The organism is Pauljensenia sp. C0170B5 (assembly GCF_056590195.1).
Genome location: NZ_JBWPVR010000002.1, coordinates 312,064 through 326,010, shown reverse-complemented (window position 1 = coordinate 326,010; position 13,947 = coordinate 312,064). Strand labels below are relative to the sequence as shown.

Here is a 13,947-nt window from a genome sequence, read left to right as displayed (position 1 = left end):
AGTGAGAATGAATGTCAAGTGGACCTGGTGTGAGATGTGTAGTTTATCGCGATGTGGACGGCGCTCGGCCAGTCGAACCGCGGACAACCAGATCCGGTGTGTACAGGAATGCCCCGGACGTGGCGGGCATGTCAGGATTCTTGATCGCTTCGAACAGAGTGCGAACTGCAGCCGTGGTAATTGCATCGACAGGCTGGCGGATCGTCGTGAGGGGTGGATCGAGGTGAGCCATGAGTTGCGAATCGTCAAACCCGACAACCGACAGGTCATCCGGCACGCGCATGCCACGTGACTTTGCCGCGCGAATTGCGCCCAGTGCCTGCATATCTGATCCAGTGACGAGGGCAGTCATGCCTTCATCGAGCAGACCGTGAGTTGCAGCTGCGGCGGCCTCGTATGTGTAGAACGTTTCGACAATGCGCGGCTTGTCGATTCCGAACTCCTGAGCCATGACTGTCTTGAATGCGTCGACTTTTCTGCTGGCGGGCACGATGTGCGTATGCCCGGACAGTAGAGCGATCCGTGTGTGTCCCAGTTCGCGCAGGTGACGCACGGCGATCGAGATACCGATCTGGTCGGCGGCAGAAAAATCTGCGCTTTCAATCTCCTCGCGTGATCCATTGATGGTGACGAATGGGATGCGTCGTTCGCGCAGGTGATGGTAGCGGGACATATCTCCGCGAAAATCGGCGTGACGCCCCGACACAAAAATCAAGCCGGAGCATCCGTGGGACAGAAGGGTTTGAACGTAGTCACCCTCGGAGGTGGAGCCGGGAGTCTGACTGCAGATCAATGGGATTGCACCTGTGCGCGAAACCTCAGCCTGGATGGCGTGGGCGTATGCGGCGAAAATTGGATTGGTCAGTTCGGGGATGATGATCCCGATGCAGGGGGTGGAGGAGGAGCGTTCAGGAAGGGGGCGTTCATACCCCAGAGAATCAATCGCCGTCAGGACGCGGTGGCGCGTCTCGGCTGACACGGGGCCAGTTCCGTTAATGACGCGTGACACGGTAGCTGTTGACACCTGCGCGTGTTCAGCGATATCAGTCATCCGTGTGCGGTGCTTCGGCATTGAACCCTCCCGGTTATGTACGTCTTATCGATCGTAGTCGATCACGAGGGTGAGCCGTGCATGGCTCACCGAGTGGACGCTGTACTGAATGTAACAGTTCTCTATCTTTTCTGTAAATCCTTGCACAATTGTCGGAGATTATTTACAGTAAGAGCTACAACCGCACGGCAGCGGAGCGTGCGGATTCACGATCACCCGATCATAGGAGTTTGAATGCGCAGACGCATAACTGTACTTGGTGCCCTCGCCATCGTTGCCACACTGACAGCATGCGGCGGAAATTCGCCGTCCGGCCAGTCCTCAGACGGTGTTGACGCGGAACAGTCCGCCATCGGACAGTCTGCTTCGGACGGTGCTGCAACCGTTGGATCCCTCACTATCTGGGCAGATGACACCCGAACCGGGCCGCTGAAAGAACTCGCGAAAGATTTCACTGCTCAAACGCAAATTGACGTCAATATCTTCTCCAAGTCCAACGACACCATGTCGAAAGACTTCATCGCGCAGGTACCTACCGGCAAAGGCCCCGACATGATGGTGACCGCTCACGATGGGCTGGGAGAACTGGTCAACAATGGTGTCGTCGCTCCGGTTGACATTGCCGATTCAGCTGACGCCTTTACCGAATCAGCAGTGCAGGCCGTGACCTATGACGGGCAGACCTACGGTGTGCCCTACGCCACCGAATCGCTGGCACTGGTGCGCAATAACGCGCTGACCACGGATGAGCCTGCCACATTCGACGAGATGATCGAATCGGGCAAAGCGACAGGAGCCGAGTATCCGTTCGTCCTCCAAACCGGAGATCAGGGAGACCCGTACCATTACTACCCGTTCCAGACCTCCTTTGGTGCAACGGTTTTTGCCCAAGAAGCTGACGGTTCCTACACCTCAGAGCTGACGATGGGTGGCGAAAAGGGGGTGGCGTATGCTACATGGCTGAAGCAACAGGCAGACGCTGGAATCTTCGACATCAACATCACCGGCGAAATCGCCAAGCAGTCCTTCTTGGACGGCAAAGCGGCATACACCGTGACGGGTCCGTGGAACGTTGACGCTTTCCGCGATGCCGGCATGGACATCTCTGTGCTGCCCATCCCCTCAGCGGGAGGTGAAACAGCGGCGCCGTTCGTCGGCGTCCAAGTCTTCTACGCATCTGCAAAGAGCCAGAACCAGGTGCTTGTCTCGAAGTTCATGGACTTTATGAAGACCCCCGAAGCGCAGCAGAAAATGTACGACCTGGCTGGGCGCACACCGGCTCTGAAAGAAACAGCCGCCGCAATTGATGACCCTGACATTCAGGCTTTCTCCAAGATTGCCGAAACCGGTATGCCCATGCCGTCTATTCCTGAGATGAGCGCCGTGTGGCAGTTCTGGGGTCTGACCGAAGCAAACATCATCTCCGGCAAGGAAGCTCCCGAAGAAGGCTGGAACACGATGATCTCCAACATTCAAGGCGCTATTGAGTAGTGTCTGTCGCGTCGCGCTGCTCACTGCAGCGTGACAGATCAGTGGCACGGGGATGAGAAACGAGGTGCCTCGCATCTCTTTTCTCATCCACCGTGCCGCCCGCACCCTGTTCACCCAATCAGGAGTAGGCCATGTCGTCGCCTTCATCAGCAACGTCTTCTCACACAGAACAGTCCTCACAGTCAACGGATTCACCGCAGGTCCCCTCGTACCGCACCTCACATGCCCGCGATATAACGAGGCCCGGTTTTATCGCCAAATTGATCTTGATGATGCTCGTCAATGCACTCGGCGTCTACGGCATCATCACAGCGGCGTTCGTCCAGTCGTGGCTCATCGTGGCGCTACTGGTCCTTCTGCTGGTTGCCGTCGATTTCATCTATTTTTCCTCGCGGATGCTGCCCGCCAAATACCTGATCCCCGGCCTGCTGTTCCTCCTGATCTACCAGGTCTTCGTCATGGGGTATACCGGCTACGTGTCCTTCACAAACTACGGGCAAGGGCATAACTCGACCAAAGCTGACGCCATCAGCTCCATCATGATGGAGAACAAGAAAAGGGTGGATGGCGCGCCCACCGTCAATATGGCGGTCGTCGACGACGGCGGCACACTGGGGCTGGCGGTCGAAGATCCCGATACACATGCGGTGAGCGTCGGTTTTGAGGATGTGCCGCTTCATGAGGTCAACGCACAAGTCGGCTCCCTGGGTATCACCTCGGTGGAAGGCTACGACGTCCTCGCGTTTGCAGATGTTGCAGCCCGACAAAACGACGTGGTCAACCTGACTGTACCGGTCAGTGACAACCCTGACGACGGGTATTACGTCACCACTGACGGCTCCAAAGGTTATCTGGCTCAGCCCACATTCCACTACGACGAACAAGCCGACACCATGACAAACACGGCAACCGGCGTGGTGTACACGGCAGACAGTGACGGTTTCTTCACCTCACCAGACGGCGAGCACCTCACGCCCGGGTGGCGCGTCTTTGTCGGTTTCGACAACTACGCCTCAATGGTGGTCAGCCCTGACCTGGCCGTCCCGTTCTTTAAATCGCTGATCTGGTCGTTCGTCTTTGCATTCGGATCGGTGATCACCACCTTCGCCTTCGGCCTCTTCCTGGCATTGACGTTCGCTGATCAGCGCATCAAGGGCAGACGGATCTTCCAGTCCCTGATGATTCTGCCCTACGCGTTCCCTGGCTTCCTCGCCACCCTGGTCTGGCGCGGCATGCTCAACGAGCGCTTCGGCTTCGTCAACGAGGCATTGCTGGGCTGGATGCCCGGAGCGAATATTCCGTGGCTGACCGATGGGACGTGGGCGAAGGTCTCCATCCTGGGGGTGAACTTGTGGCTCGGATTCCCATACATGTTCCTCGTCTGCCTGGGTGCACTGCAATCGTTGCCCTCTGACGTCATGGAGGCGGCGAAGATAGACGGAGCAGGGGCGCTGCGCACAGTGTGGTCAGTGAAGCTACCACTGGTGCTGCAATCGACGGTCCCACTGCTCATCTCATCGTTTGCCTTCAACTTCAACAACTTCTCACTGATCTACATGCTCACAGGTGGCGGCCCGTCCTATCCGGGATTGTCGGTGCCGGTGGGTGAGACTGACATTTTGATCTCGATGGTCTACAAGATCGCATTTGACCGGGGCGGGCAGAACTTCGGTCTGGCATCAGCCATGTCGATCGTCATCTTCATCGTCGTAGGAGTGATCTCCTGGCTGGGCTTCAGGAAGACGCGCGCATTGGAGGAACTGTGATGACTACTGCATCAACGTCTCAAGCTGCCACAACACGCGGCGCACACAACGATCAGGCGAACAATACACGCCACTCGATGTCGGCTGGCCGATGGATGCGAGAGCTGGGGTGGAGGTATGTGGTCGGTATCCTCGTCACCATCTACTGTCTGATTCCTCTGCTGTACGTCTTGTCTGTCTCCCTGTCGCCGGGCGCGACGCTGACCGGAGCCAACAAGTTATTCCAGCACTTCTCATTGGAGAACTTCCAAGCACTGGGGCAAACCACGTACTGGCAGTGGATCAAGAACTCGCTGATCGTTTCATCGATTACCGCGATTGGTACAGTGCTGATGGGCGCTGCGGCCGCTTACGCATTTTCCCGTTTTCGTTTCCGAGGGCGACGCGGCACACTCACCTTCCTGCTCCTGGTTCAGATGTTCCCGCAGATGCTGGCATTCGTGGCACTGTTCCTGCTGCTGCTCGCCCTCCAGGACGTTTTTCCGGTCCTGGGACTGGACTCTCGTCTGGCGCTGATCTGCGTGTATCTGGGCGGCGCATTGGGGTCGAACACCTTCCTGCTGTACGGGTTCTTTAACACCGTTCCCCGCGAACTTGACGAAGCGGCCGAAATCGACGGGGCAAGCCACGCTCAGACGTTCTGGACGATCATCATGCCGCTCGTGATCCCGATCCTGGCTGTTGTCGGTTTACTGTCCTTTATCGCCAGTTTCTCCGACTTCGTCATTGCGCGTGTTGTGCTGCAAAGCGAATCAAATTTCACACTGGCTGTCGGCATGTACAACTGGGCTGCCGATGAGCGCGTGGCACCGTGGGGCCTGTTCGCCGCAGGAGCCGTTGTCGCGGCAATTCCGGTGATTGTGCTGTTCCAGTATCTGCAAAAGTACATCGTGTCGGGTCTGACAGCGGGCGCAGTGAAGGGGTAACGCAGTAAAACCGGTAGACTCGAGCGCGTGAGCGTCGCACCAGCCAGGTGCGACGATGAAAATAAGGAGAATATCCAACATGGCACAAGGCCCTTCACGTCTCGACTCGGTCATCAGCCTGGCCAAGCGCCGCGGCTTCGTGTTTCCCTCCGGGGAAATCTACGGTGGTACCCGTTCAGCCTGGGATTACGGTCCGCTGGGTGTGGAGCTGAAAGAAAACATCAAGCGCCAATGGTGGAACACTGTTGTGCGCTCCCGTGACGATGTTGTGGGACTGGACTCAGCCGTTATTTTGCCCAAGCGCGTGTGGGAAGTGTCCGGTCATGTCACAGCATTCACTGACCCATTGACCGAATGCCTGTCCTGCCACAAGCGTCTGCGTGAGGACGAACTAATCGAGCAGTACGCTGAGAAGCATTCGAAAGATGAAGGCGACGTGTCGATGGAAGACGTGCCGTGTCCGAACTGTGGGACGCGCGGTCAGTGGACACAGCCCAAGGCTTTCTCCGGACTGCTCAAGACATTCCTTGGTCCCGTTGATGACGAGGCCGGACTGCACTACCTGCGCCCCGAAACAGCACAGGGTATCTTCACGCAGTTCGCCAACGTTATGTCGACCTCCCGCAAGAAACCACCGTTCGGAATCGCTCAGATCGGCAAGTCCTTCCGCAACGAAATCACGCCAGGTAACTTCATCTTCCGTACCCGCGAATTCGAGCAGATGGAGCTTGAGTTCTTCGTAGAACCGGGCACTGATGAGCAGTGGCATCAGCAGTGGATCGACCAGCGTTTCCAGTGGTACGTCGACCTGGGCATTGATCCCGAACACCTGCGCCTGTACGAACACCCGAAAGAGAAACTCTCGCACTACTCCAAGCGCACCGTTGATATCGAATACACGTTCGGTTTCCAAGGCTCCCAGTGGGGCGAGCTCGAAGGCATCGCGAACCGTACCGACTACGACCTATCGGTCCATGCCGAAGCTTCCGGCGCCAAGCTGGACTACTTCGATCAGCAGAAGAACGAACGCTGGACTCCGTATGTTATCGAACCGTCGGCTGGTCTGACCCGCTCTCTCATGGCATTCCTCGTGGAAGCTTACGACGAGGAAGAAGTACCCAACGCGAAGGGTGGTGCGGACAAGCGAACGGTGCTGCATATGGATCCTCGTCTGGCTCCCGTCAAGGCCGCCGTCTTGCCGCTGTCACGCAAGCCGGAACTGCAGGAGCCTGCACGCGAACTGGCGAAGAGCCTGCGCATGCGGTGGAACGTGGACTATGACGATGCTGGCGCGGTGGGCCGGCGCTACCGCCGTCAAGATGAGATCGGCACACCCTACTGCGTCACCATTGACTTCGACTCGCTCGACGATCACGCAGCGACAATCCGTGAGCGCGACTCGATGGAGCAGGTGCGCATCCCGATCGACGAGGTTCCTGCCTGGCTTGCCGATAAGCTCGGCGCCTGCTGAGGCATACCTGTCCATCCGATGACGTTACTTCCCGTTCAGTGTGCTCCCGCCTTCGCGCCTGTAGCTGTCGGCCCCATTCAATTGTGGTCACCGGTCATCCTGGCGCCGATGGCGGGAGTCACGAATGTGCCATTTCGGCGCCTGTGCCGCCGCTTCGGTGAGGAAGGCCTGCCCGAGCATTTGCGTCCAGCTCCTGACGGGCAGGCACATCCACGTCCCCGGATCGATGCGCCAGCGGGCCTGTATGTCACCGAAATGGTGACCTCGCGCGCTCTGGTTGAAGGCAACCAACGCACGTTGGATATGGTGCGCGTGGATCCTGAAGAACGGGTGCGCTCCATCCAGCTATATGGAGTCGATCCTGACGTGATGGCGGCTGCGACCCGACTGCTTGTCGAGCAGGATCTGGCCGATCATGTGGACCTGAATTTTGGTTGCCCGGTGCCGAAAGTCACGCGCAAGGGTGGGGGAGCTGCGCTTCCCTACAAGCGGGACCTGTTTGCCTCACTGGTCGGTGCTGTGGTTCGCGCGGCTGACGATGCCGGCCGCACTGTCGGCCGAGATATTCCCGTCACTATCAAGATGCGAATCGGCATCGATGACGGCCACGTGACCTACCTGGATGCCGCACGCATTGCGCAGCAGGCAGGCGTCGCCGGTATTGCTCTGCACGCACGCACACAGCACCAGTACTATTCGGGCGCCGCCCAGTGGCAGGCGATTGCGCGACTACGCGACGTCGTGCGTGAGGACATCCCCGTCTTCGGCAATGGAGACATTTTCAGCGGAGACGATGCCCGAGCCATGATGGACAGCACAGGATGTAATGCAGTGGTGATCGGTCGCGGCGCGCAGGGCCGCCCCTGGCTGTTCCGCGAACTCGTTGCAGCCTTGCACGGGCATCCGCTTCCACCACCGCCCACGCTCCGCCAGATCACACCCATCATTGAGCAGCATGCTCGCTGGCAGGTCGAAGAAATGGCCGACGAATATCGCGCGATGCGTCACCTGCGCGCTCACATCGGCTGGTACCTGCGCGGATTCGCGATCGGCGGGCCATCTCGCCAGGCTCTCAATCTGGTTTCCTCCCTGGAGGAGCTGCATGAGCGACTGATGGATCTTGACCTCGATCAGCCCTTCCCGTCGGCAGCGCAGGGCAGCAGAGGACGCGCAGGACACGAGAAGAAACCGCATCTTCCCGATGGGTGGCTCAACTCGCGCACACTAACTGACGATGAACGCCAGCACCTGCACCTGGCTGAAGATGATGCGTCAGGCGGGTGAGAACATGCAACGAGAAGTCCAGATCGGCCCCGTTTTCCTGGGGCCGGGGAATCCGACCAGAATTATCGCACCGCTGACCGGGAGCACATGGGACGCCCTCGTCGACGAGATCGACAACCTGCATGGCGAGCCGATTGATCTTGCCGAGTGGCGCGCAGATATGTGGCCAGATCCCGACGAGCTTGCCAGCGTGTGCAGCGCTGTTGTCCAACGGTGCACCATTCCCGTCCTCGCCACCATACGCACCATTGACGAGGGCGGCCGCAGCGCCCTGGATGAAAACGCATACGCTCACAGTGTCAGGAAACTGGCGGCGCTTGCGCCCTGTGTGGACGTGGAAGCCAGATGGCCGAGCAGCGCACAGATCGTGGACGATGCTCACAACGATGGCAGTACCGTCATTATTTCCGCTCACAACTGGGAGCTGACACCGTCACCTGAAGAGATCACGCGCCAGCTTGAGCAGATGGCGGCACTGGATGGAGATATCGTCAAGGTCGCCTATCGCGCTCACTCACATGCTGATGCGGACGCGATTATGCAGGCTGGACGGTGGGCGATGTCGCACCTGGACGTGCCGACGATCTGTATCGGCATGGGCGAGGCTGGTGTGGCGACACGCCTGGCGGGGCCTGAGTTTGGACTGGCGGCCACATTTGCAACGGTCGGCGCGTCCAGTGCGCCTGGCCAGTTGCCGGCTCAACAGGTAGCACACACACTACGTGGACATGCGCACCGTGCGCACTGACATTGCGCACCGCGCACCGATCGAAGGAAGGCGCCTCATGGCGAGCGCTCAGCATACAACGTCACACCACCACGACCTGCGCCTGTGGTACAGGCAACCGGCGAGCCTGACCGAACTGATGTCCAGTGGAAAAGGGCCGCAAGCTGGCTCGCCCTCCATCGTGGACGCTGACTCTCGCATCTGGCAGGAAACAGTGATGCCGATCGGAAACGGTGACCTGGGCGGCGCGATATTTGGTGAGATCAGCCGCGATCGCATCGGTTTCAACGAGAAAACCCTGTGGACGGGCGGACCGGGAAGCACGCCGACCTATGACGGCGGCAACTCAGTCGAACACGGCAGAAACGGCCAGACGCTGCGCTCGGTGCAGCACCTATTCGAACAGGGACGCCGCGAAGAAGCAGCGCGCCTGGCGTCGAACACTCTCATAGGCGGCTTCAATGCCGCCGAACAAGGAGGCTACCAGGCGTGGGGAACCGTCTACCTCGACTACGGTTTCGCTGATGACCACTACTCGAATTATGAACGTGACCTGAATCTGTCGACCGGGATCGCGCACGTCGCATTCGATCATGACGGGACACACATCACCCGCGAATACTTTGCCTCCAACCCTGACAACGTTCTTGTCATGCATCTGACGTCCACCACCGCACAGACACTGGCCGTGTCGTTTCCAACGAAGCAGGACAGTCAGAAAAACGCTGAGCGCACCACCGTTGACGTGGCTGGAGGCCTCCTTGAAGTCAGCGGTGCACTGCATAACAACGGGCTGCGCTATGCCTCGGCAATTAAAGTGGCCAGCACTGACGGCGAGGTCAGCGACGGGGGAGACCACCTGAGTATTGCAGGGTGCACGCACGTGTCGCTGCTGGTGAGCGCGGCGACTGATTATGCGCTGACGTATCCGGCATATCGAACTGGCGAGAGCCCGCGCGATGTGTCGAGACGTGTCAGGGCGGTGCTGGAAGAAGCTGCTGCACGCAGCATTGATGACCTGCGTGAACGCCACCAGCGTGACTACAGCGCGCTGTTTGACCGAGCAAAACTGGACCTGGGCCAATGCGACGCGAAAAATGCGGGCCAATGTGACGGGGGCAAAGCGGATCAGTGCGCCCGGACCGTTCCGACTGACGTGCTGCTCGACGCCTACCGCGCAGGAGATGCCTCGCCTGCGCAGCAACGCGAACTGGAAGTTGTGCTGTTTCAGTACGGACGCTACCTCGGCATCAGCTCCTCGCGGGAGAACTCACTGCTGCCAGCCAATTTGCAGGGCGTATGGGCGAACAGGTCTGACGATACCGTTGGGCCGAATGCATGGAACTCCGACTACCACCTCAACGTCAACATGCAGATGATCTACTGGGCGGCCTACAGTACGAACCTGGTCGAAACTGCCGATCCGATGATCCGCTTCATGAAGGCTCTGGTCGAACCGGGCAGACGCACGGCACGCATCTACCTGGGCACCGATGGCAGTGACGGATCCGGTTTCAGCGCTCACACCGAGAACACTCCATTTGGCTGGACCACTCCGGGACGTGACTTTTTCTGGGGATGGTCGCCCGCCGTGGTTCCGTGGATGCTGCACAACGTCTACGAATGGTACGAGTTCACCGGGGACACGGAGCGCCTGCGAGAAGACATCTACCCGCTGCTCAAAGAACAGGCAGACCTGTACGTGCAGCGTCTGCTGCACCCGTCCACCGACTCGACGGGCACACGCCGCCTAGTCTCATCGCCTGCCTACTCGCCCGAACATGGGCCGGTTACTGACGGCAACGTGTACGAGCAGACCCTGATCTGGCAAATGCTGACTGACGCCATCGAAGCGGCAGAGGTGCTGCAGGTGGATGCCGATCGGCTGACGATGGATGAGAGCTGCTCCATCGACGATTGGGAGCGGGACTGGGAAAATGACGGCGCGTTCACCTCGGACGCTTCACGTTCATGGGCGTGCGCCAGGCACCTGCTCGACCCCATCGTCATTGGCGACTCAGGCCAGATCAAGGAATGGTACGACGAGGGCGCCCTCGGGCATCATACGGATGGCTCCGCGATCGCGGACTATCAGTGCTACCACCGCCACATGTCGCATGTGCTGGGCCTCTATCCTGGCGACCTGATCACTGTTGATCATGCAGAATTCCTCGACGCGGCAAAGGTGTCGATGAATGATCGATCTGACCGCGCGACCGGGTGGGGAATTGCTCAGCGACTGAATTCGTGGGCCCGCGCCGGTGATGGGGAGCGTGCGCACCGCATCATCCAGTCTCTTTTTGCCAACGGGATCTACCCCAACCTGTTCGATACACACCCGCCGTTCCAGATCGACGGGAACTTCGGCTACACCGCGGGTGTCAGCGAAATGCTGCTGCAGTCCAATTCGACCTGGGTGAGTCAGGATGGACGCGAGTACCGCAACTATATGTATCCAGCGCCCGCGTTGCCGCGCGTGTGGAGAAACGGTCGAGTCAGTGGGCTGCGCGCTCGCGGCAACTTCACGGTTGGCTATGAATGGGCCGATGGCGCCGTCACTTTGATGACGATTACCTCCGGAAGCGGCGGGCACGCAGTGGTACGTCTGTCGGGAGCCTCGAACGCGACCGTGACAAGCGCTGACGGCGCGTGCGTTGGATCGACGCTGCTGGACGCCACGCACCTCGCATTCGATACGCGTCCTGGCGAAACCTACACCATCACTCACCTGACCGAGGAAGCGTGAGCGTGTGGGCGCGAGGAGACCTACCGGCTCCGTGGCGAGCGAACCAGTTCGACAACCGTATCCAGGCGGCGCTGCGCGATGGGAGCGAACTCGTCGATAAGTGCCTGCTCTGACATGGATGCGAGAGGTTCGAGCTGGACAATGTAGCGCATCGTGGCCACACCGTACAGCGTGGACATGACGCACTCAATCTCCCGCGCAATCGCTGTGCGCGTGGCGGGTGACAGGGGGGGAGCGTCAGTTCCGCACACGTGCTGATGAATAAAGTCAGTAATGTCGGGGATGATGCTGGAGTGTACGTAGGAGCGGAAACGCTGCTTGGAGTCGAAATAATAGTTCACCATTGCCGGATCGCAGTTGGCGCGAGCCGCGATATGACGGGTTGTGGTGCCGTCGTATCCATTCGCAATGAATTCTTCTTCTGCGATGCGTCTGATGATTTCGCGCATGTCGCCGCGCTTGCCATGCGCGACATCGCGCAAACCCCTGGTGGGACTGGTCGGGGAAATCCTGGTGAAGTTCCATCTCGAGGCAAACAACCACGCGGTGCGTGTTATTGAAGAGGAAGGGTGTGAGGCGGAACTGCCCACACTGATCCAGTTCTTCCACAACGCGATGGCATCAGCATCGTGGAACGCTCACAACCTGGGGATGGTCGACATGATTGAACATGGCTGCCCGAACATCATCTGTGCACAGCCTTTCGGCTGCCTGCCCAACCACATCATCGGCAAAGGCATGTTCCGCGCGCTGCGCAACCGTTACCCGAACGCCAACATTGTCTCCGTTGACTACGATCCCGCTGCCTCTCAGGTCAACCAGCTCAACCGCATCAAACTGATGATCTCAACGGCGATGGAACAGCATCGGCGCGAAAGCGCGGATGGCGTGCTGGATTTCGGCACAGTCGACATTGTGTGGGATGAGGAAGACAAGGGATTTGAGCCACGCTGACCGGCATGCGGAAGTTGCGCGATGGCCTCACTGGCCGCCCAGTCCAAATTCGCCGTCGATCGCGGCGATCGTCCCTCCCTGCCGATTGCGGCGGTGACCAGCAATTAGCGCGTTGGTCGGGCTGCTCCGCAGAACAGACCGACCCAGGATCAAGATCGGCGCGATGTTGCCAATGCCCGGGCGCTGATGGTTCTCTGATTGAGCAGGCCCGTGTGGCTTACGAATAGCTGGAGACGGGAGGGGCCTGAACCAAGGCTGCTTCAAACCAGGCGCACTGGTCAGGGCCGACAACAGTGGGCTGATTCGGCTCACCACCGGAGCGCCCCGTTGAATCAAGCAGCAGCGCATGTTCGGGCGGAACCTCAACAGGAGTATCAGAAGCGTTGACCACCACCATGACGCCGGCGCACAGGTGCACACCCACACCCTCATGCGCCCAGGCCAGGTGGTTCACGTATGCCAAGGATCCTGACCCCATGGAGCGCTCAACACGGATCCTCAGGGCACGTGAGACCATTTCGCGCTCGCGGCGCGCATCCTCACTCGGCTCCCACTCCACGTGAGCCCCGTCGTGAGCATCAAAATTGCGGCGACCGGCCAGCCTGTCGAACGGTGCGTACGCCGCCCCCGGCAGTGACAATGCCACCAGTGCCATCGCATTGCGGCGCCACTGCGAAGCGCCTTCCTCCCACGAACCAGGGGAGGGAAGAACGGGGCGGTTGTCGGTGACGCAGTGCGACCACTGCCAGGCGGCAACGTGACCCAGACGCGAACGCTCCGACAGCGTGCACGCAATGCGTTCATGCAGCTCAGTGATGTCCCACGGGCAGGTGACCAGTGCGTCGTCACGCAGATGGTGGAACCAGTCTTCCTCCAGGTGGCGGCTCAGGGCATGCGGAGTGGTGATGGAACTTTCCGCACTCAGAATCGGCATGCGATCAAAATCGGCCAGCTCAGCCTGCAGAATATGAATCAGCTGCGTGAAGCGCTGCGCCTGATCGTCACCTGACTGGTCATCCTCGCGAATGATTCCCAGGTCAATCCCGTCGGCACCGGCTTTCAGAGCCGCCCTCGTGCGCACGACCAGTGAGGACACGTCCTGTTCGAAGTTGACAAACGCTCCCTCGCTGCTGCCCGGCACGCGCGCGCCGGACAGTCGGACGATGACCTTGACGCCGGTGCGGTGAACACGCTCGATAAATGATGCCAGGCGCGACCCATCCACCGCGATGTCGGCATGTGCGGGCCGGACGGCAACAGCCGTGAAGCCGACGCGCGCAAAATCGAAGGAGAGTTTTTCGATAACTTCCAAATCCTCATCGGTCACACCGCCGCCGATATCGCAGGTCACGGCGCGTCTCCACCAGGGGAAATGTCCCCGTTGGACGCGCTGAACCAGTCGCGTAGTCACGCTTGAATCGGATGCGACGTGAAAAGTCGACGTGTCAGACATAACACCATTGTGGCCCATTCGCGTGCCGAAGGCACATATTGTCCAAGGAAGAGCATGTACGGGCGTTAGGCTGGAGCC

Annotated in this window: 11 protein-coding genes; 8 read left to right on the top strand and 3 right to left on the bottom strand. The window is 59.4% G+C overall.

The window, feature by feature from the left end; all coding sequences use genetic code 11:
- Nucleotides 1–43: 43 nt before the first annotated feature.
- Nucleotides 44–1,072, bottom strand: a complete 1,029-nt coding sequence (locus tag AC1EJZ_RS04740) for a LacI family DNA-binding transcriptional regulator (RefSeq protein WP_058236396.1) — start codon at nt 1,070–1,072, stop codon at nt 44–46.
- 213 nt (nt 1,073–1,285) lie between these two features.
- Here AC1EJZ_RS04740 and AC1EJZ_RS04735 point away from each other — a divergent pair, with 213 nt between their 5' ends.
- The 7 genes from AC1EJZ_RS04735 (at nt 1,286) to AC1EJZ_RS04705 (ending at nt 11,462) form a co-directional block, all read left to right on the top strand.
- Nucleotides 1,286–2,542 carry a sugar ABC transporter substrate-binding protein gene (locus AC1EJZ_RS04735; RefSeq protein ID WP_058236397.1) on the top strand — a complete coding sequence of 419 codons (1,257 nt, stop codon included), beginning with the start codon at nt 1,286–1,288 and terminating at the stop codon, nt 2,540–2,542.
- 269 nt (nt 2,543–2,811) lie between these two features.
- A complete protein-coding gene (locus AC1EJZ_RS04730) occupies nt 2,812–4,308 on the top strand; it encodes an ABC transporter permease subunit (RefSeq protein ID WP_480294102.1) in 1,497 nt (498 codons plus the stop codon).
- A gap of 77 nt (nt 4,309–4,385) precedes the next feature.
- The gene (locus AC1EJZ_RS04725) at nt 4,386–5,234 is read left to right on the top strand and encodes a sugar ABC transporter permease (protein WP_070727595.1); all 849 of its coding nucleotides are present in this window, start codon (nt 4,386–4,388) and stop codon (nt 5,232–5,234) included.
- Between the two features lie 79 nt (nt 5,235–5,313).
- The gene (locus AC1EJZ_RS04720) at nt 5,314–6,705 is read left to right on the top strand and encodes a glycine--tRNA ligase (protein WP_058236399.1); all 1,392 of its coding nucleotides are present in this window, start codon (nt 5,314–5,316) and stop codon (nt 6,703–6,705) included.
- 18 nt (nt 6,706–6,723) lie between these two features.
- Nucleotides 6,724–7,989, top strand: coding sequence for a tRNA dihydrouridine synthase DusB (gene dusB / locus AC1EJZ_RS04715; protein WP_074026151.1), 1,266 nt, complete (start codon nt 6,724–6,726; stop codon nt 7,987–7,989).
- A complete protein-coding gene (aroD, locus tag AC1EJZ_RS04710; protein WP_083314535.1) occupies nt 7,940–8,737 on the top strand; it encodes a type I 3-dehydroquinate dehydratase in 798 nt (265 codons plus the stop codon). The genes dusB and aroD overlap by 50 nt, the downstream gene beginning before the upstream one ends.
- Nucleotides 8,718–11,462, top strand: coding sequence for a glycoside hydrolase family 95 protein (locus tag AC1EJZ_RS04705; protein ID WP_480294034.1), 2,745 nt, complete (start codon nt 8,718–8,720; stop codon nt 11,460–11,462). Before aroD ends, AC1EJZ_RS04705 begins: the two co-directional genes overlap by 20 nt.
- A gap of 20 nt (nt 11,463–11,482) precedes the next feature.
- On the opposite strand, the gene AC1EJZ_RS04700 is transcribed toward AC1EJZ_RS04705, so the two are convergent.
- Nucleotides 11,483–11,911 carry a TetR/AcrR family transcriptional regulator gene (locus tag AC1EJZ_RS04700; RefSeq protein ID WP_058236402.1) on the bottom strand — a complete coding sequence of 143 codons (429 nt, stop codon included), beginning with the start codon at nt 11,909–11,911 and terminating at the stop codon, nt 11,483–11,485.
- Between AC1EJZ_RS04700 and AC1EJZ_RS04695 the strand changes: the two genes are divergently transcribed.
- On the top strand, nt 11,910–12,416 hold the full coding sequence (locus tag AC1EJZ_RS04695; RefSeq protein ID WP_371935763.1) for a hypothetical protein: 507 nt from the start codon (nt 11,910–11,912) through the stop codon (nt 12,414–12,416). The two genes, AC1EJZ_RS04700 and AC1EJZ_RS04695, sit on opposite strands and share 2 nt — an antisense overlap.
- Nucleotides 12,417–12,633: 217 nt before the next feature.
- Here the strand turns inward: AC1EJZ_RS04695 and AC1EJZ_RS04690 are convergent, their stop codons facing one another.
- Complete coding sequence (locus tag AC1EJZ_RS04690) at nt 12,634–13,869, bottom strand: hypothetical protein (RefSeq protein WP_480294031.1); 1,236 nt, start codon at nt 13,867–13,869, stop codon at nt 12,634–12,636.
- Between the last annotated feature and the right edge of the window lie 78 nt (nt 13,870–13,947).

What these genes read in the sequence shown, in the direction of transcription:
- AC1EJZ_RS04735 (WP_058236397.1), top strand. Translation starts at nt 1,286, where the DNA reads ATGCGCAGACGCATAACTGTACTTGGTGCCCTCGCCATCGTTGCCACA.
- AC1EJZ_RS04725 (WP_070727595.1), top strand. Translation starts at nt 4,386, where the DNA reads ATGTCGGCTGGCCGATGGATGCGAGAGCTGGGGTGGAGGTATGTGGTC.
- AC1EJZ_RS04690 (WP_480294031.1), bottom strand. Translation starts at nt 13,869, where the DNA reads ATGTCTGACACGTCGACTTTTCACGTCGCATCCGATTCAAGCGTGACT.
- AC1EJZ_RS04700 (WP_058236402.1), bottom strand. Translation starts at nt 11,911, where the DNA reads ATGCGCGAAATCATCAGACGCATCGCAGAAGAAGAATTCATTGCGAAT.
- AC1EJZ_RS04740 (WP_058236396.1), bottom strand. Translation starts at nt 1,072, where the DNA reads ATGCCGAAGCACCGCACACGGATGACTGATATCGCTGAACACGCGCAG.
- AC1EJZ_RS04730 (WP_480294102.1), top strand. Translation starts at nt 2,812, where the DNA reads ATGATGCTCGTCAATGCACTCGGCGTCTACGGCATCATCACAGCGGCG.
- AC1EJZ_RS04720 (WP_058236399.1), top strand. Translation starts at nt 5,314, where the DNA reads ATGGCACAAGGCCCTTCACGTCTCGACTCGGTCATCAGCCTGGCCAAG.
- AC1EJZ_RS04705 (WP_480294034.1), top strand. Translation starts at nt 8,718, where the DNA reads ATGCGCACCGTGCGCACTGACATTGCGCACCGCGCACCGATCGAAGGA.
- dusB (WP_074026151.1), top strand. Translation starts at nt 6,724, where the DNA reads ATGACGTTACTTCCCGTTCAGTGTGCTCCCGCCTTCGCGCCTGTAGCT.
- AC1EJZ_RS04695 (WP_371935763.1), top strand. Translation starts at nt 11,910, where the DNA reads ATGTCGCCGCGCTTGCCATGCGCGACATCGCGCAAACCCCTGGTGGGA.
- aroD (WP_083314535.1), top strand. Translation starts at nt 7,940, where the DNA reads ATGAACGCCAGCACCTGCACCTGGCTGAAGATGATGCGTCAGGCGGGT.